General features: G+C 70.7%; 15 protein-coding genes. 10 read left to right on the top strand and 5 right to left on the bottom strand.

What is annotated here, in order from left to right; translation table 11 throughout:
- The first annotated feature begins 1 nt into the window (after position 1).
- Entirely contained in the window at positions 2 to 835 is an 834-nt protein-coding gene (locus QM809_RS06675; protein ID WP_415045020.1) for a protein kinase domain-containing protein, read from the top strand.
- A gap of 144 nt (positions 836 to 979) precedes the next feature.
- Here the strand turns inward: QM809_RS06675 and QM809_RS06680 are convergent, their stop codons facing one another.
- Positions 980 to 1444: a GyrI-like domain-containing protein gene (locus QM809_RS06680; protein WP_415045021.1), complete on the bottom strand. Its 465-nt coding sequence runs from the start codon at positions 1442 to 1444 to the stop codon at positions 980 to 982.
- Positions 1445 to 1564: 120 nt separating this feature from the next.
- Between QM809_RS06680 and QM809_RS06685 the strand changes: the two genes are divergently transcribed.
- From QM809_RS06685 to QM809_RS06705, 5 genes are all read left to right on the top strand, one after another.
- Positions 1565 to 3148, top strand: a complete 1584-nt coding sequence (locus QM809_RS06685) for a carboxylesterase/lipase family protein (protein WP_415045022.1) — start codon at positions 1565 to 1567, stop codon at positions 3146 to 3148.
- Positions 3145 to 3546: a RidA family protein gene (locus QM809_RS06690; protein ID WP_415045023.1), complete on the top strand. Its 402-nt coding sequence runs from the start codon at positions 3145 to 3147 to the stop codon at positions 3544 to 3546. The genes QM809_RS06685 and QM809_RS06690 overlap by 4 nt, the downstream gene beginning before the upstream one ends.
- Positions 3547 to 3611: 65 nt before the next feature.
- A complete protein-coding gene (locus tag QM809_RS06695; protein ID WP_415045024.1) occupies positions 3612 to 4325 on the top strand; it encodes a response regulator transcription factor in 714 nt (237 codons plus the stop codon).
- Positions 4322 to 5773, top strand: coding sequence for a sensor histidine kinase (locus tag QM809_RS06700; protein ID WP_415045025.1), 1452 nt, complete (start codon positions 4322 to 4324; stop codon positions 5771 to 5773). Before QM809_RS06695 ends, QM809_RS06700 begins: the two co-directional genes overlap by 4 nt.
- Before the next feature lie 110 nt (positions 5774 to 5883).
- Positions 5884 to 6321 (top strand): HIT family protein, encoded by a 438-nt coding sequence (locus QM809_RS06705; RefSeq protein WP_415045026.1) that lies wholly within the window; start codon positions 5884 to 5886, stop codon positions 6319 to 6321.
- Positions 6322 to 6629: 308 nt separating this feature from the next.
- On the opposite strand, the gene QM809_RS06710 is transcribed toward QM809_RS06705, so the two are convergent.
- The 3 genes from QM809_RS06710 to QM809_RS06720 all read right to left on the bottom strand — a co-directional run bounded on the left by QM809_RS06710 (position 6630) and on the right by QM809_RS06720 (position 10696).
- Positions 6630 to 7850, bottom strand: coding sequence for an adenylate/guanylate cyclase domain-containing protein (locus QM809_RS06710; RefSeq protein WP_415045027.1), 1221 nt, complete (start codon positions 7848 to 7850; stop codon positions 6630 to 6632).
- A gap of 32 nt (positions 7851 to 7882) precedes the next feature.
- Complete coding sequence (locus tag QM809_RS06715) at positions 7883 to 10006, bottom strand: RecQ family ATP-dependent DNA helicase (protein ID WP_415045028.1); 2124 nt, start codon at positions 10004 to 10006, stop codon at positions 7883 to 7885.
- A gap of 78 nt (positions 10007 to 10084) precedes the next feature.
- Positions 10085 to 10696 (bottom strand): LysE family translocator, encoded by a 612-nt coding sequence (locus QM809_RS06720; RefSeq protein ID WP_415045029.1) that lies wholly within the window; start codon positions 10694 to 10696, stop codon positions 10085 to 10087.
- Between the two features lie 168 nt (positions 10697 to 10864).
- On the opposite strand from QM809_RS06720, the gene QM809_RS06725 reads away from it, so the two are divergent.
- From QM809_RS06725 to QM809_RS06735, 3 genes are all read left to right on the top strand, one after another.
- Positions 10865 to 11317, top strand: a complete 453-nt coding sequence (locus QM809_RS06725) for an Lrp/AsnC family transcriptional regulator (RefSeq protein ID WP_415045030.1) — start codon at positions 10865 to 10867, stop codon at positions 11315 to 11317.
- 77 nt (positions 11318 to 11394) lie between these two features.
- Positions 11395 to 12663 (top strand): glycosyltransferase, encoded by a 1269-nt coding sequence (locus tag QM809_RS06730; protein WP_415045032.1) that lies wholly within the window; start codon positions 11395 to 11397, stop codon positions 12661 to 12663.
- The gene (locus QM809_RS06735; protein WP_415045033.1) at positions 12660 to 14810 is read left to right on the top strand and encodes an ArnT family glycosyltransferase; all 2151 of its coding nucleotides are present in this window, start codon (positions 12660 to 12662) and stop codon (positions 14808 to 14810) included. Before QM809_RS06730 ends, QM809_RS06735 begins: the two co-directional genes overlap by 4 nt.
- Before the next feature lie 93 nt (positions 14811 to 14903).
- On the opposite strand, the gene QM809_RS06740 is transcribed toward QM809_RS06735, so the two are convergent.
- Positions 14904 to 15668, bottom strand: coding sequence for a hypothetical protein (locus QM809_RS06740; RefSeq protein WP_415045034.1), 765 nt, complete (start codon positions 15666 to 15668; stop codon positions 14904 to 14906).
- A gap of 216 nt (positions 15669 to 15884) precedes the next feature.
- Here QM809_RS06740 and purD point away from each other — a divergent pair, with 216 nt between their 5' ends.
- Complete coding sequence (gene purD, locus QM809_RS06745; RefSeq protein ID WP_415045035.1) at positions 15885 to 17141, top strand: phosphoribosylamine--glycine ligase; 1257 nt, start codon at positions 15885 to 15887, stop codon at positions 17139 to 17141.
- Positions 17142 to 17242 lie beyond the last annotated feature (101 nt).

The raw sequence follows: 17242 nt of genomic DNA on the forward strand, positions 1-17242 counted from the left end.
CATGACCGCACCGGACCGACCGGACAGGCTCGCCGACTTCACCGTTCTGGAGTGTCTCGGCGAGGCGGGGAACGGCACCTTCTATCTGGCGGTCCCGCCGCCGCGTCTGGGTCTGTCCGACGACAGGGTGGTGGTCAAGGTGTTCGGCGGGCTCTGCAGCGACGACGCCTACCGGCGCGGCGTGCGGGAACTGCGGGCCTTCGCGGCGGTCCGGTCGCCGTACCTGGCGAAACTGTACGACGCGGTGCTCCAGGGCCGGTTCATGTACGCGATGGAGTACTTCCCGGCGGGTTCGCTCGCGGCGCCGCACGCCGACCGGACCGATGCGTCCGGGCGCGTCGACCGCGACACCGCCCTCGCCGCGCTGGCCGATGCGGCACGCGGCGTCCACGACCTGCACGAGGCGGGGATCGCGCACGGCAACGTGACGCCGGCTTCGGTGATGATCACCGACGGCGGCGGCCGGATCTGCGATCTCGGACTCTCCCGGGTGCTCGCCACCGACGAGCCGATCACCAGCTTCGTCCAGCCGACCTCGGTGCAGTACGTCGATCCGTCGCTGCTCGCCGGCGGCACGCCGTCGCGCGCCACCGACGTCTGGTCGCTGGGCGCCTGCCTGCACTTCGTGCTCACCGGCACCGGCGTGTACGGGGCGATCCCGGACGCCCAGCCGATGCTCGCGATCCGTGCGGCGCTCTCGAACCCGCCGTCGCCGGCGCCGTCCCTCGCCCGCGACGAGGCGGCCCTGGTCGCGAGCTGCCTGAACCTGTCGGGGCGGGTGCCGTCGACGGCGCTGGACGTGGCCGACCGGATCGACGCGCTGCGCCGCCGCTGAGCCGAGTGATCCCTCCGGCCGGTCTCGGTACGCCGACTCCGGACACCGGGAGTCACTCGGCTGAGGTCCGCGGGCCGGGGCGTGCCGCCGTCGGCGGGGCCCGGTGCGGGACGACGCGACCGCGTCCTCCCCGCACATGACGAATCAGTAGACGACGAAGAGGTTGGTGCGCATGTCGGCGGCCGCGGTGACCGACGGGTCGGTCACGTAGATCTCGCCGAGGAGCTTGAGGTCCCCGGGCGCGCGGTCGGCGAACACCCCCATGAGTCGGCCCCAGGTGTCGCCGAGGCCGTCGTAGCCGCCGAGATGACTCAGGATCAGGGCGCGTCCGGCGGGGAAGGTGCTCGCGGTGAAGCCCTCCGGGGCGGTGACGACGGGGAAGCCGATCTCCAGATCGAAGATCCCGTTCGGCGGCGCCGAGTACAGCGCGTAGCCGGGACCGACAGGGCCGGCGGGCGCCAGCGCGCCGAATCCCGCGTCGAAGACCGACGGCAGGTCGGCGGTGGTGATCGCCTCGGCGAACTCGGTGACGGTGGGGACCCCGTCGGGGAGGTCGATCTCGGTCGCCTCGGTGAACGGGTCGTCGCGCAGGATCAGGGGAACGCTCATGCACGGAAGCTATCAGCAGGTGCCGACAATCGTGCTCGCTCGCTGGCACGGTGCGAGCGGTGCCGTGACGCGTGAGCGGACGGCCGCGGCCGGACCCCGACCGGGTGCACACTGGAAGGCGTGAGCGAGGAAGCATTGATCGTCGATACCGTGTTCGGCCCGGTGGCGGGTGCCCAGTCGTCCGGGGTGGACGTCTGGAAGGGGGTGCCCTTCGCCGCGCCCCCGGTCGGAGAGTTGCGCTGGCGGCGGGCCCGCGACCCCGAACCGTGGACGGAGGTGCGGGACGCGACCGCGTTCGGCGGCGTCTGCCCGCAGCCGGTGATGCCGATCATCGACCTCGGCGCGGGGACCACCGCCGACGAGGACTGCCTGTACCTGAACATCTGGTCGCCCGCGGGCGCCGCGGAGTCCGGTGCGCGTCATCCCGTCCTGGTCTGGGTGCACGGCGGCGCCTACATCTGCGGCTCCGGCTCGCAGCCCATGTACGACGGCACCGCGCTGGTCCGGGCCTCGATCGACGAGGACACGCCCGCCCTCGTGGTGACCCTCAACTACCGGATGGGGGCGTTCGGCTTCACTGAGTTCGGCGACCTCCCCGGCGCGGACGGCGCCTTCGACACCAACTGCGGGCTCTCCGACGTCGTGCAGGCGCTGCGCTGGGTCCGCGACGACATCGAGCGCTTCGGCGGCGACCCCGACCGGGTGACGGTGTTCGGCGAGTCCGCGGGCGGCGGCGTCGTCACCTCGCTGCTCGCGATGCCGGAGGCGAAGGGGCTCTTCGCGCGGGCCATCGCGCAGAGTTCGCCGGTCACCAGCGTCTACGACCGCGAGCGCGGCGCCCGCCACACCGACTTGTTCCTCGACGAGGTGCACGCGCCGGCCGGAGCCACCCCCGAACAGCTGCGTCGTCTCCCGGTGGCGGCCCTCGTCTCGGCCAGCACCCGCGTCTTCAACCGGGTGCCGGTGGAGTTCCCCGGCACCATCGCCTACGCCCCGATGATCGACGGCGATCTGCTGCCCCGGGACCCGATCGCCGCGATCCGAGACGGCCAGGCGCACGACGTCCCGCTGATGATCGGCACCAACCGCGACGAGACCTCGCTGTTCAAGTGGATGAAGGCGCCCCTGATGCCGGTCACCGAGCAGCAGGTGGCGGCGATGTTCGAGCTGATCGCGCAGGAACAGCCCGAACTCGCCATCCCGGGCGACGACGAGGTGGCGATCGCCTACGGCGCCGACTCCCGGATCCCGGGGCGCGGCGGCCAGAAGTTCATGGGGATCTCCCGCGACCTGGCCTTCCGGATGCCCGCGGTGTGGACGGCGGAGGCGCACAGCCGGCGCGCGCCGGTGTACCTCTACCGCTACGACTGGGCCACGCCGCTCTTCCGCATGCTCGGCATCGGCGCCACCCACGCGACCGAGCTGCCGTACGTCTTCGGCAACCCGGCGTCGACCAGACTCGACATCAGTTACCGGCTGGGCGGCCGCAAGACCGGTCTGCGGGTCCGCCGCCGCATGCAGGAGCGCTGGCTCGGTTTCGCGGCGAACGGCGACCCGGCGTCGGTGGACTCGGACGCCGAGTGGAAGCCCTACACCTCCGCCGACCAGCATTCGCTGCTGATCGGGGCCACCGACACCGCGGTGAGCGAACTGGACCGCAACCTCCTGCGCGCGTGGGGTTCCGACGTGCTGAGCTTCCGGTGAGCGGGGGAGCGGTCCGGCGTTTCCGGGCGCCCGGCCTGCACGACGGCGGGTTCGTGCACGGGGCCGTCGTGCCCTCCGGGGCCACGGTCTTCACCGCAGGCATCTCGCCGCTCGACGACGACGGCGCGATCGTCGGCGTCGGCGACGCGACGGAGCAGACGCACCGCTGCCTGGAGTGCCTGGCCGCGGTGCTCGACGAGGCGGGGGCCTCGCCCGCGGGCATCGCCAAACTCACCGTGTACGTGGCCACCGCCGATCCGGCGGTGCTCGGGCAGGTGTGGCAGGCCGTCGACGCGGGTTTCCCGGAGACCCCGCCGGCGATCGTCCTCGGCGTCACCGCCCTGCCCTACCCCGGCCAGCTCGTGGAGCTCGACGCCGTCGCGGCCGCGGAGCACTGACACGGACAGCGACCTCACAGGAAGTCTCCAGACAGGGTCCAGGGGCTCGGTGGATCATGGTGACCATGAGTGCTTCCGTCTCCACCCGCGCCGCCAAGGTCCTCGTCGTCGACGACGAGGAGAACATCCGTGAACTGCTCTCGGTGTCGCTGAAGTTCCAGGGCTACGACGTCACCGTCGCCAAGGACGGGCCCAACGCGATCGACCTGGCGCGTGCGGCGAAGCCGGACGTGGTGGTGCTCGACGTGATGATGCCGGGCATGGACGGGTTCGGCGTGCTCAAACGACTGCGGGCCGACGGTGTCACCGCGCCCGCCCTGTTCCTGTCGGCGCGGGACTCGGTGGAGGACAAGGTCACCGGCCTCACCCTCGGCGGCGACGACTACGTGACCAAACCGTTCAGCCTGGAAGAGGTGGTCGCCCGGATCGAGGTGCTGCTGCGGCGGCACGGTTTCGGCGACGACGGCGGCGAGCCCACCCGGATCACCTTCGCCGATCTGGAGCTCGACGACGAGACCCACGAGGTGTTCAAGAACGGCGAACCGGTGGCGCTCTCGCCGACCGAGTTCACCCTGCTCCGATACTTCATGGTGAACGCCGGGACGGTGCTCTCGAAGCCGCGGATCCTCGACCACGTCTGGAACTACGACTTCGGGGGCGACGTGAACGTCGTCGAGTCGTACGTCTCGTATCTGCGGCGCAAGATCGACACCGGGCCCAAGCGGTTGATCCACACCCTGCGCGGTGTCGGATACGTGATGCGCGAGCCGCGGGAATGACGGCCTCGGCGTCCTCCGCCGTCGCTCCGGCGCCGCGGCGGCGGGGCATCCCGCTGCGGGTCTCGCTCGTGCTGCTCACGCTCGCCCTGGTGATCGCCGGACTGGTGGCCTCCGGGATCGCGGTCACCTCGGCCATGCGCGCCGACCTGGTCGGCCGGGTCGACGAGAGCCTGACTCAGGCCACCGCCACCTGGGCGCGCCCGGCTCCGCCGCGGCACGACGACACCCCGCGCGGCCCCGGGCCGCGCCGCCCGCCGTCGAACTTCTTCGTCCAGGTGGACGGCAGCGCGATCGGGAGCCTGGTCACCAACGACTACGACTGGACGCCCGACCTGGCCGGGCTGCCATCCGGTGCCGCCGGGACCACCGGGCCGGTCACCGTGGGGTCGATCGGCACCGGACCCGACTGGCGGGTGGTCCGGACCTCCGACGGAGTCATCGACGTGACGGTCGCGACACCGTTGAATGACGTCGACGCGACCCTGGGCAGGCTGATCTGGCTGCAGACCGGGATCGGTTTCCTGGTGGTGCTGGTGATCGGCGGGGCGGGCTATCTGCTGGTCCACTCGTCGCTGCGGCCGCTGCGGCAGGTGGAGGAGACCGCGCACTCGATCGCGGCCGGAGACCTGGAACAGCGGGTGCCGCCGCAGCGGCCCGGCACCGAGGTGGCGAGCCTGGCCGATTCGCTCAACATCATGCTCGGCCGGATCGAGTCGGCGTTCGCGGCCACCGAATCGTCGGAGCGGCAGGCCCGGGCCTCCGAGGAACGGATGCGCCGGTTCGTCGCCGACGCCTCCCACGAGCTGCGCACCCCGCTGACCTCCATCAAGGGTTTCGCCGAACTGATCGGCAGCGGCATGACGCCCGACCCCGCCGACGGCATCGCCCGGATCTCGGCGGAGGCCGACCGGATGAGCCTGCTGGTGGAAGACCTCCTGATGCTGGCGCGACTGGACGCCCAGCGTCCCCTCGACAAGTCGCCGGTGGAACTGTCCGGGCTGGTCGACGACGCGGTGGCCGCGGCGCGGGCGGCGGCGCCGGAACGGGAGATCGTCGTGGATCGCCGGGCCGGGCCGGGGCCCGTCGTCGACGGGGATGCCGCGCGCCTGACCCAGGTGCTGCGGAACCTGATCGGCAACGCGATCGTGCACACGCCCGTCGGCACGGCGATTACCGTCGCCGTGTCCGGGGACGCGACGCAGGCCCGGGTCGAGGTGGTCGACGACGGTCCCGGCCTGGCCGAGGAGGAGACGCAGCGCGTCTTCGAACGCTTCTACCGCGGGGACCCGTCGCGGCAGCGGACCTCGCCGTCGTCGGGCAGCGGGCTGGGTCTGTCGATCGTCGCGGCCCTGGTCGCCGCGCACGGCGGCCGCGTCGGAGTGGACTCCGCACCGGGCGCCGGAGCCCGGTTCTGGTTCACGCTGCCGCGCCTCGATGCGGCGGAATGACCCGGCTCCCGGACGGCGGGGAGGTGTCGCGGTGGGGCCTTCGACCCGAATCGCCGGGGCGAGTTCGGCGGCACCTCCCCAGTCCCGCGCCGGGACACTAGGCTGAAGCCATGGCATCGATTTTCACGCAGATCATCAACGGCGACCTCCCCGGCCGCTTCGTCTGGAAGGACGGCCAGGCCGTCGGGATCATGACCATCAACCCGGTGACCCCCGGGCACGTCCTGGTGATCCCGCGCAAGGAGATCGACCACTGGGAGCAGATCGACACCCCCACCTTCACGCACCTCGCGGACGTCTCGCAGAAGATCGGCCGCGCCGCCAAGGCCGCGTATGACGCCCCGCGCATGGGTCTGCTGATCGCCGGCCTGGAGGTCCCGCACCTGCACCTGCACGTGTTCCCGGCCTGGTCGGAGGAGCTCTTCGACCTGCGGGAGGCCGAGACCGATCCCGATCCCGCCGTGCTCGACGACGCCGCCCGCCGGATCCGCGCCTCGCTGCGCGCACTCGGCTACCAGGAGAACGTCCCCGAAGAGCCCGTCGACTGAGTCTCCTCTCCGCACCCGGGAGAGCGGCCTCCGCCGGCTGCCCCGTCTTTCTCACGGTGGCGTCCCCGCCGCCGGCTGAGCCGTCTCTCTCACCGTGACGTCTCCTCCGTCGGCTGAGCCGGGTGCGGAACGCAGTGACGGACCCGTGTCGAAGCCCCACCCCGCACCGGCGCTCGGACACCGGCGCGCGCCCTCGCATCGAGACGGGCGGGCTTCGACACCGGCCGCTCACTCCGTGCGCGGCCGGGCTCAGCCATCGGGGGGAGTCGACGACCGGGAGGGGGCGTCTCCGAGCGCGCCACCCGGGGTCAGGCGATCAGAATCCACGTCTGCTGCTCCCCCTTGCCCTTGACCGCGACGATCCCGCGTTCGGAGAAGGCGAACTCGTCGGCCAGCCGGTCGCGGACCGCGGCGGTGACCTGGATCCGGCCGGGTTCGCCCGTCGACTCCATCCGGGAGGCGACGTTCACGGTGTCGCCCCAGACGTCGTAGAAGAACTTCTTGGAGCCGACCACGCCGGCCACCACCGGTCCGCAGGCGAGTCCGATACGCATCGGCAGGGGAGTGCCGTCGGGGCCCGGCACGCGCTCGCACACCCGGTGCATCTCGAGTGCGAAGCGGGCCAGCGTCTCCAGATGGTCCGGCCGGGAGACGGGGACACCGCTCACCACCATGTACGAGTCGCCGGTGGTCTTGATCTTCTCCAACCCGTACCGGTCGGTGAGGGTGTCCAGCGCCAGGTACAACTCGTTGAGGTAGTGCACCACGGCGGTGGGGGTGTGGCGGCTCGACATCGCGGTGAAGCCCACGACGTCGGCGAACAGGACGGAGGCGTCGTCGTAGGTGTCGGCGATCTCGCCCGCCGTCGGATCCTTGAGCCGCTGCGAGACGCTGCGCGGCAGGATGTTGTCGAGCAGGGCCTCGGAACGGTCGTACTGTTCTTCCAGCGCGGCCTCGGCCGTCCGGATCTGCCGGATACCGAGGAACATGATGTAGACGGAGAGACAGCTCGCGGTCAGCGCGTTGACGACGAAGCCCGCCGACATCAGCCAGTCCGGGCTCCGACCGGTGCTGTACGGGGCGGCGAAATGAAGTGCGCACACCGTCACCACGCACACCGCGAGCACGGCGACCGGATACGCGATGCGGTCGATGCCGACGATCATCGGGGTGGCGGCCGCGATGGAGAAGAAGTAGAACAGCAGGCCCGTCGACGTGCCGAGAGACACGGTGAGGACACAGATGCCGACGGTCGCCACGACGACGAAGGCGATCGCCGGAGCCAACGTGCCGAGACGGTGGAGTTCGGGCACCAGGACGAGTCCGACCCCGATCGCCAGATTCGCCAGGGTGATCTCGGTCGGTGCCGGTGACAGCGCACTGACCAGGGTGTACCCGAAGGCGACGGCGGCGGAGAGGTACGACGCCCGGACCACCAGCCGTTGCCGCAGCGCCTGCGTCACCGAGGCGGCGGGCGTCGGGGAACCGGAACCGGGGAGGCAGCGTCGTAGATTGTCGGGGATCGACACCTCTGCAGACTAGTGGGGTGCCGGGCCGGAGGTCAGACGGTCTGGTGGATCAACAGCGGGAGCACCGGGCCCGCGCCGGCTTCGCGCAGTGCGGCGACGGCGAGGGCGATCGGCCAGGTCGACGCGGTCTCGTCGATCACGAGCAGCACGCTCGCCCCGTGCGACTCCGGTGCCGGCCCGAGGTGATCCCGCCAGTAGACGGCCTCGGCGGCGCCGTTCGCCTCGCGGCCGGGGCCCGCCCCGGGTTGCACCGGATAGTCGTCGCTGGGGGCGCGCCTGCCGATCACCCGGAGGCGTCGCGCGAGATCGGTGGCCATCCCGGTGCCCAGGTCCAGGGCGCAGATCAGTTCGGGCCGCATCCCGGCGCGACCCCATTCGGCGAGCACCGAGACCGCGGCCTCGGTGAGCTCCTCGCGTGCCGTCTCGTCGCCCAGGCGGGCGGCGGTCAGCGTCTCGCCCCACTGCGGCGCGTCGGCGAAGGCCAGGACCCGGCCGGTCTCGGCCAACCGTCCGGCGGGGATCCGGCCGCGCGTCCCGAACGCTCCGCCCGGCCACATCTTGCGCGGCTCCAGGAACTGCGCCTGCCTGCGCAGCGCGGACGAGACGGTGCCGAGCACCTCGCGGGGGACGTCCGCACGCAGTCCCGGGGTCAGGGCGCCCAGGCAGACGCTGCAGCGGCCGCAGTCGTGCGCGGCGGGATCGTCGAGCGCCTGGGTCAGCAGCTTCATCAGGCACGCCCGCCCGCCGATGTAGGCGCGCATGATGTCGGCCTCGCGGCGTCGTACCGCGAGCACGCCGTCGTAGTGGGCGGCGTCGTGGACCCACTCCCGACCGGTGCGGACCCAGCCGTCGGCGGTGCGTTCGACGACGCCGTCCACCGCGAGCTGCTTGCACATCAGGTCCACGCGCGTCCGGCGCATACCGGTCATCGACTCCAACTGCGGGACGCTGACCGGGCCGTCGACCTCGGCCATCGCGGCGAGTAGCCGCTCCATCCGGTTCGGATCGGGGATGGTGGCGGTGGCGAAGTACTCCCACACCGACTCGTCCATCGTCGAGGCGAGCAGCACCACGACGGCATCGTCGAGCGCGCGGCCGGCACGACCCACCTGCTGGTAGTAGGACACCGGTGACGGCGGTGCGCCCACGTGCACCACGAACCCGAGATCGGGTTTGTCGAAACCCATGCCCAGCGCGGACGTGGCGACCAGGGCCTTGACCCGGTTCGCCAGCAGATCGTCCTCCAGGCGGTGCCGCTCGTCGGCGGGCAGCTGACCGGTGTAGGCGGCGACCGGGTGGTCGTCGCCGTGCACGGCCTCGATCGCGGCGACCAGGCGGTCGGCGTCGGCGACGGTGAGCACGTAGACGATCCCCGAGCCGGGCAGCGCAGGCAGCTGATCGGCCACCCACCCGTAGCGCTGGAGGGGGGAGAGACCGTCGATCACGTTGAGATGCAGCGATTTGCGGGCGAGCGGCCCGCGCAGGACCAGCGTGGCCTCGCCGAGCTGTGCGGCGACGTCGTCGGTGACGCGCTCGTTCGCGGTGGCCGTGGTCGCCAGCACCGACGTCTGCGGATTCAGCTTCTGCAGCACGTCGGCGACCCGGCGGTAGTCGGGCCGGAAGTCGTGACCCCAGTCGGAGATCGCGTGCGCCTCGTCGATCACGACCAGACCGAGCCGCCCCGCGAGCGCGTCGAGCACCCGCCTGCCGAAACGCGGATTGGCCAGGCGCTCCGGGGAGACCAGCAGCACGTCGAGCTCCCCGGCGAGGAGCTCGGCCTCCACCTCAGACCACTCGTCCACGTTCGACGAGTTCAGCGTGGCCGCACGCAGTCCGGCACGGGTGGCGGCCGCCACCTGATCGCGCATCAGCGACAGCAGCGGCGAGACGATCAGCGTCGGCCCGCCCCCGGGCGTCTGCGGCCCGCTCGTTTCGCTCCCGGCGCCGGAGGCCCGGATCACGGCGGTCGCCGCCCAGTACACGGCCGACTTGCCCCAACCGGTGGCCTGGACCACCAGCGCCCGCGACCCGGGGGTGGCCAGCGTCGCCACCGCCGTCTCCTGGTCCGGGCGCAGCCGGGCGTCCGGACCGGCGAGGGCGGCGATCACCCGATCGGCGACCGGACGGTCCCGATCGCTCAGCATGCGGTTCTCCATGCCCACGACTCTAAAGCGAGGGTCCGACACGCTCGCCGCACCTGTGCCGCGCCGGCCCCGGACACCCGGTCGCCGGTCTCACCCGGTGAACGCGCCGATCACCAGCCCGCAACTCAACAGCAGCATCACCGTGCCGGAGACGCCGGTGACGATCCGGCCCGCCCGGGGGCGGTGGGTGAGGAGGCGTTGCGCGGTGAACGACACCGTCGGATAGACGACGGCGCAGCCGGCGATGAACAGCGATCCGAGGACCAGCAACTGCAGCGGTGGCGCCCACGCACCCGGCGAGACGAATTGCGGCAGCAACGCGAGGAGCAGGAGCAGGCCTTTCGGGTTGAGGCTGCTGACCGCGAACCCCTGGGCGAAGGAGCCGCCGCCCGCTGCGGCCTCCGGTGTCGTGCCGTGCGCACGGATCGCCGCGTGCAAGGTCTTCCCACCGAGCCAGAGCAGGTAGGCGGCCCCGAGGAGGGTGAGGATCTCGAGCGGCATCGAGTACCGGGTGACCAGCGCCCCGACGCCGACGGCGATAAGGGCCACCAGCAGCGAATACCCGGCGAGCATCCCCGTGATCGCGGGATAAATGCGACCTCCGCGCAGGCCGGCGGCGATGGCGAAGGCCCAATCGGCGCCGGGCGTCATCACGAACAGCAGGGCGACGGCGAAGAACTGCAGTGTCAGCGGGGTACTCATCGAAGTGTCTCCTGGTGGTGGTGGACGACACGTCAAGCCTAGGAACGAACATCCGAAATGTGTTCCCGAGTTTCCCGGGTTTTGCGTTGATCGGTGCAATATAATTCCGTCGAATGCGCTGTTCTTGAGATATCATCCCGGCAGGGGTCGGAGTGGAGGAGGATCGTCGTGGACAAGATCGACCGGGCGATCCTGCGGCTGCTGCAACGCGACGGCCGCATGCGGGCGACGGAGATCGCGACCAGGGTCGGGTTGAGCGTCTCGTCCTGTCACCGCCGGATGAAAGACCTCGAAGCCGCCGGCGTCATCCTGGGATATCGCGCCGAACTGTCGCCCGCCGAACTGGGTCTGACCTTCGAGGCGATCGTCTTCGTGACCATCGACCGGACGGATCTGGGGGCGCTCGCCGAGTTCGAAGCCGCCGTCGAGAGGCTGGCGAACGTGGTCGAGGCGGAACGGCTGTTCGGCGACCCGGACTACATGCTGCGCGTCAGAACGAAGAGCCTCGACTCCTATCAGGTCCTCTACGACACCGAACTGGCTGCGCTCCCCGGGGTCGGCCGGATGACGTCCACGATCGTGATGAAGCGGCTCCGAGAAGGGCGGGCACTGCCGATCTGAGGTGCTCGTCGGCGTCCACAGGAACCTGACAGGAACGGTCCAGGCCGGTTCCAGCGGAGCCGAACAGGCTATGCCTCATGACAGCAACAATCGATCCAGAACCCGCCGCGGTGGACGGGCCGAGCGGGCGGTCCGCGCCGCCTGTGCTCGACATCGTCGTCCCCGTGTACAACGAGCAGGACGACCTCGAACCGTGCGTCCGGCGACTCCGCGAACATCTCGCCTCGCAGGTCCCGTACCCGTCGCGCATCACGATCGCCGACAACGCCAGCACCGACCGCACCCTCGCGATCGCCGAACGACTGGCCGCCGAGTACGACGACGTCGCGGTGGTCCACCTCGATCAGAAGGGGCGCGGCCGGGCGTTGAACCACGCGTGGCTGGCCAGCGATGCGCAGATCGTCGCCTACTGCGACGTGGACCTCTCCACCGACCTCAACGCGCTGATGCCGCTGGTGGCGCCGCTGTTGTCCGGGCACTCCGACGTCGCCATCGGGACCCGGCTCGACCGGTCGTCCCGCGTGGTCCGCGGCGCCAAGCGGGAGTTCGTCTCGCGCAGCTACAACCTGATCCTCCGCTTCGGCATGCGCGCCCACTTCTCCGACGCGCAGTGCGGCTTCAAGGCGATCCGGGCCGACGTGGCCCGCGAATTGCTGCCGTACGTCGCCGACACCGGATGGTTCTTCGACACCGAACTGCTGGTCCTCGCCGAGCGCATCGGCCTGCGGATCGCCGAGGTGCCCGTCGACTGGGTCGACGATCCGGACAGCTCGGTCGACATCGTCGCCACCGCCGTCGCCGACCTGAAGGGCTGTGCGCGGGTCGGCTGGTCCCTGGCCCGCGGTCGGCTGCCCGTCGACCAGCTGCGCCGCAACCTCGGCCGTGAACGGTACGACGGCCCGGAGCTGCGGGGCGTGCCCACCGGCATGACCGGGCAGGTGATCCGGTTCGTGACCGTCGGGGTCGCGTCGACGCTGGCGTTCGCGCTGCTCTACCTGGTGCTGCACACCCATCTCGGCGCGCAGGCGTCGAACTTCCTGGCCCTGGCGATCACCGCGGTGCTCAACACCGCCGCCAACCGCCGGTTCACGTTCGGGGTGCGGGGGCGTCGCGGACTGGTCGGCCATCACCTCTTCGGCTGGGGGGTGTTCCTCTTCGGCTGGGCGGTCACGGCGGGTTCGCTCGCCGTGCTGCACGCCGCGGTCCCCGATTCGGGCCGCGTCCTGGAACTGGGCGTGCTGGTGGTCGCGAATCTCGTCGCGACGGCGACACGGTTCGCCGGTCTCCGCTGGATCTTCGTCCGCCGCGCAGAGAACGAGAACGTCACCGAGGAGGCCCGCTCATGAGCACGACGATCACCCGCTACGAGACCCCGCCGCCGGAGTCTCCCACCGACCCGATGGAGCCGGTCGCACCGCGGTCCGAAGCGCGCACCCGGTGGATCGAGCGGGGAGGCCTCGCGGTGCTGCTGGTCGGCACCCTGATCGCCTACCTGTGGAACCTGTCGGCCAACGGTTGGGCCAACTCCTTCTACACCGCCGCGATCCAAGCCGGATCGCAGGACTGGAAGGCCTGGTTCTTCGGGTCGTCGGACATGGCGAACTCGATCACCGTCGACAAGCCGCCCGCCTCGCTGTGGATCCCGGCGCTGTCGGTGCGGATGTTCGGGCTGAACTCGTGGAGCCTGCTGGTGCCGCAGGTGCTGATGGGCGTGGCGTCGGTGGCGCTGCTCTTCGTGATCGTGAAACGGTACTTCGGGCACTGGGCCGGGATCGGTGCCGGCGCGGTGCTCGCGGCGACGCCGGTGGCGGCGCTGATGTTCCGCTTCAACAATCCCGAGGCGCTGCTGATCCTGCTGATGCTGGTCGCGGCCTGGGCCACGATGCGGGCCGTCGACACCGGGCGGTGGCGTTGGATGATCGCGGCCGGGGTGGCCGTCGGCTTCGGTTTCCTCACCAAACAGCTGCAGGTGTTCCTGATCCTGCCCGCCCTGGTGATCGCGTTCGCGGCCTTCGGCCCCGGCACCTGGCTGCGTCGGATCGGACAGCTGTTCGCGGCGCTCGGCGCGCTGATCGTCAGCGCCGGATGGTGGATCCTGGCCGTCGAACTGTGGCCCGCCGGCTCCCGTCCGTACATCGGCGGCTCGCAGAACAACTCGATCGTCGAACTCACGCTGGGCTACAACGGGCTCGGCCGGCTCAACGGCAACGAGACCGGCGCGGTGGTGCCGGGTGGGCGCGGCGGCGGGTACTCGCCGTTCGCGGGCTACTTCCCGTCCCCCGGAGGCGGCGGCCCGGGCGGTCGCGGCGGAGGCATGTGGGGCGAGGCCGGGTTCTGGCGGATGTTCGACGCCGAACAGGGCGGCCAGATCGCGTGGCTGATCCCGACGGCGCTGCTGTTCTCCGTGGCCGCGCTGGTGCTGATCGGTCGGGCGAAGCGGACCGACGGTCGTCGTGCGTTCCTGGTGATGTTCGGAATCTGGATGCTCACCACGATCGCGGTGTTCAGCTCCATGCAGGGCATCTTCCACAGCTACTACACCGCGGCGATCGCTCCGGCGCTCGCCGGTCTGCTGGCCGCCGGCGCGGCGGTCTGCTGGGTCGAACGGGATCGGCTGTGGGTGCGTCTGGTGCTCGCGGCGGGTGCGGTCACCGCGGCGGTGTGGGCGTTCGTGCTGCTGGGTCGTTCGGCGGAGTTCGTGCCGTGGCTGCGCTGGACGGTGCTGGTGATCGGGATCGTCGCCGGTCTGGCGTTGATCGCGGTGCGCTCGGAGCGGTTCTCCCAGCTGGTCGCCGGTGTCGCGATCGCCGCGGCGCTGGCCGGTCCGGTCGCGTACACCGTCGACACGCTGGCCACGCCGGCGCAGGGCTCGATCATCAGTGCGGGCCCGCAGGTCGACGGCGGCTTCGGACCGGGTCGCGGAGGACCTCCCGGAATGCGCGACGGCGGGCGGCACGGCGGCTGGCGGAACGACGGTGCGCGTGGCACGGGCCGGGGAGCCTTCGGGAACGGAACGCCCCCGAACGGGATGTCTCGACAGGGCGGGATGCCGGGCGCGTCGTCGAACGGTTTCCCCGGTGGATTCCCGGGCGGTGCCGGCGGCTACGGCGACGGCGCGGGCGGTCTGCTGCGCGGGTCGTCGCCCAGCGAACAGGTGGTCGCCCTGCTGCGTGCGAACGCCGACCGGTACACCTGGGTGGCCGCGGCGATCGGGTCCAACTCGGCGTCCGGTTTCCAGATCGAGTCCGGACACTCGGTGATGCCGATCGGCGGCTTCAACGGGTCCGATCCCTCCCCGACGCTGGAGCAGTTCAAGAAGTACGTCGCCGACGGCGAGATCCACTACTTCATCGGCGGCGGCATGGGCGGAATGATGGGTGGTCCCGGCGGAGAAGGCTCCTCCTCGCAGATCAGCGAGTGGGTGAGCGAGAACTTCACCGCGACCACCGTCGACGGGGTCACGCTCTACGACCTCACCGCGCAGAAGAAGTGAATCCCGTGGTGTAGCGGTTCCTACCGCCCGGCCACTTGCGTGTAGCGGTTCTTGTCGGTATTCGACAAGGACCGCTACACGCGTTCTTCGAGGTCATAGGGCATCGGTGAACAGTTTTCGGAAGTCGAGGAAGCCTGAATTCTGGAACTTCGACTTCTGTGTGAATCTCTCCAGGGTGTCGGCGGTCTCTTGGAGGCACTGCTTGTTGCTTGTGCGGAAGTTTTTCTCCTGGACGGTGACCGCACTGGGGGGAATCATTGCGAGAGTCTCTGTGATCAAGGGAGTACCGGACTTCGGGATCAATTTCAGGCGGAGCAGGGTGGCATCCGGATCGAAATACAGTTTATCCGGTCCGACGCTCACCACCATCCTGTCGCTCGAATTTGGCTTGACGGTGAAGTCGACCGATGTCGAGACCGTGGTAGGTTCTTGTTTCGCTGCTGGGATCTTGATCATGTAGAATGCCGAGATGACTCTGCCGCCTCCCGCCCGGAAGCAGCCGACGTTTTTATTCTCGAGGATCTCGGCTTCTATCATGGTGATCGTGAACGGTTGATCCGCCGTGTTCTTGATCGTGATGTCGACCGGGGTGATCTCCGTGTCGGGAATCGGCGGCGTCTCATCGAGCGAGTACCCGCAGGCGGGGCCGCAGCTGTCGACCGCCTTGATCGGCGTCAGATCTCCGAACGAGAGTTCTGCGATCTCCGCTGTGGACGATCCGCTGTCTCCGGGCAGGAATACCGCTGCGAGCGCCACCGCCACCACGACGACGATCCCCGCGCCCACCCACACCGGATGCTTGACCGCGGCGAGGATCTTGCTCCCGACGGAGGAGGCCGGGGTGTCGTCGAGCCACAACGGCCATCCCGGAGGCGGCGGTCCCCATCGCGGATCCGGCCGCCATCCAGCCGGAGGCTGCCATCCAGGAGGAGGCGGAGGCCAATTGGGCGGCGGGTTGTAGCGCATGCGACGACTATCGCACCGGGACTCGGCGCTCGCCGCTGAACCGACACCATCGGCGCAGGCAGTCGTCGAACTTCATTCGATCGGCGGACACCGATTAGGCTGGTCGTCGTGCGAGTACTCGTGATCGGCTCGGGCGGCCGCGAACACGCCCTTCTCCTCGGACTCGACCGCGATCCTTCGGTCACCGACCTGTATGCCGCGCCGGGTAACGCCGGCACCGCGGCGCTGGCCGTCAACCACGCCGTGGACGTCGCCTCCAAGGACGCCGTCGTGGCGCTGGCGAAGAGGATCGAGCCGGATCTGGTGGTGATCGGTCCCGAGGTCCCGCTGGTGCTCGGGGTCGCGGAGGCGCTGCGCGAGGCCGGGTTCGCGACCTTCGGACCGAGTGCCGCCGCCGCGCGGATCGAGGGGTCGAAGGCCTTCGCCAAGGACGTCATGGCCGCCGCGGGCGTGCGCACCGCGCGCGCCGAGGTGGTCGACAACCCGGCCGATCTGGACGCCGCGCTCGACCGTTTCGGTCCCACCTGGGTGGTCAAGGACGACGGCCTGGCCGCGGGCAAGGGCGTCGTGGTGACCGCCGACCGCGCCGCGGCCCGGGCACACGCCGCAGACTGCCTGGAGTCCGGCCACCCGGTGCTCCTGGAGAGCTTCCTGGACGGACCGGAGGTGTCGCTGTTCTGCCTGGTCGACGGCGAGGACGTGGTCCCGCTGCTGCCCGCGCAGGACCACAAGCGCGTCGGCGACGGCGACCAGGGCCCCAACACCGGCGGCATGGGCGCGTACACCCCGCTGCCGTGGCTGCCCGAGGGCGGTGTCCAGCAGATCGTCGACGAGGTGGTCCGTCCCGTCGCCGCCGAGCTGGCGTCGCGCGGCACCCCCTTCTCGGGTCTGCTGTACGCGGGCCTGGCGATGGGGGCCGACGGGCCCGCCGTCGTCGAGTTCAACTGCCGCTTCGGCGACCCGGAGACCCAGGCCGTGCTCGACCTCCTCGACTCGCCGCTCGGCGAGGCGCTGAACGCGGTGGCCACCGGCACCCTCGGCGACCTCCCGCCGCTGCGCTGGCACGACGGCGCCGCCGTCGTCGTGGTGCTGGCCGCCGAACACTACCCCGGGACTCCGCGCACCGGTGACAAGATCGTCGGCGCCTCCGGCGAGGGCATCCTGCACGCGGGCACCAAACTCGACGACGACGGTGACGTGGTCTCGTCCGGCGGCCGGGTGCTCGGCATCGTCGGACGCGGCGCGGATCTCGCGGCCGCCCGCGCACAGGCCTACGAACGGCTCGCCGGAGTAAAGCTCCCCGGTGCGCACTTCCGGTCCGACATCGGGCTCGCCGCCGAAGAGGGCCGCATCTCCCTGCCGTGATCTCCCTCGCCGTGCTCTCCCCCGCGGGGATCTCTCCGTAGCGCCGGATCTCCGGAACGGGCGGCTCGTCGTCGTACGGGCCGCCCGTTTCGCATCTCCGG

This window comes from Gordonia sp. (in: high G+C Gram-positive bacteria) (genome assembly GCF_047600385.1).
Lineage (GTDB): Bacteria > Actinomycetota > Actinomycetes > Mycobacteriales > Mycobacteriaceae > Gordonia.

Excerpts from the sequence above, each read along its gene's own strand:
- QM809_RS06675 (WP_415045020.1), top strand. The coding sequence starts at position 2 with ATGACCGCACCGGACCGACCGGACAGGCTCGCCGACTTCACCGTTCTG.
- QM809_RS06680 (WP_415045021.1), bottom strand. The coding sequence starts at position 1,444 with ATGAGCGTTCCCCTGATCCTGCGCGACGACCCGTTCACCGAGGCGACC.
- QM809_RS06695 (WP_415045024.1), top strand. The coding sequence starts at position 3,612 with ATGAGTGCTTCCGTCTCCACCCGCGCCGCCAAGGTCCTCGTCGTCGAC.
- QM809_RS06700 (WP_415045025.1), top strand. The coding sequence starts at position 4,322 with ATGACGGCCTCGGCGTCCTCCGCCGTCGCTCCGGCGCCGCGGCGGCGG.
- QM809_RS06705 (WP_415045026.1), top strand. The coding sequence starts at position 5,884 with ATGGCATCGATTTTCACGCAGATCATCAACGGCGACCTCCCCGGCCGC.
- QM809_RS06715 (WP_415045028.1), bottom strand. The coding sequence starts at position 10,006 with ATGGAGAACCGCATGCTGAGCGATCGGGACCGTCCGGTCGCCGATCGG.
- QM809_RS06720 (WP_415045029.1), bottom strand. The coding sequence starts at position 10,696 with ATGAGTACCCCGCTGACACTGCAGTTCTTCGCCGTCGCCCTGCTGTTC.
- QM809_RS06730 (WP_415045032.1), top strand. The coding sequence starts at position 11,395 with ATGACAGCAACAATCGATCCAGAACCCGCCGCGGTGGACGGGCCGAGC.
- QM809_RS06735 (WP_415045033.1), top strand. The coding sequence starts at position 12,660 with ATGAGCACGACGATCACCCGCTACGAGACCCCGCCGCCGGAGTCTCCC.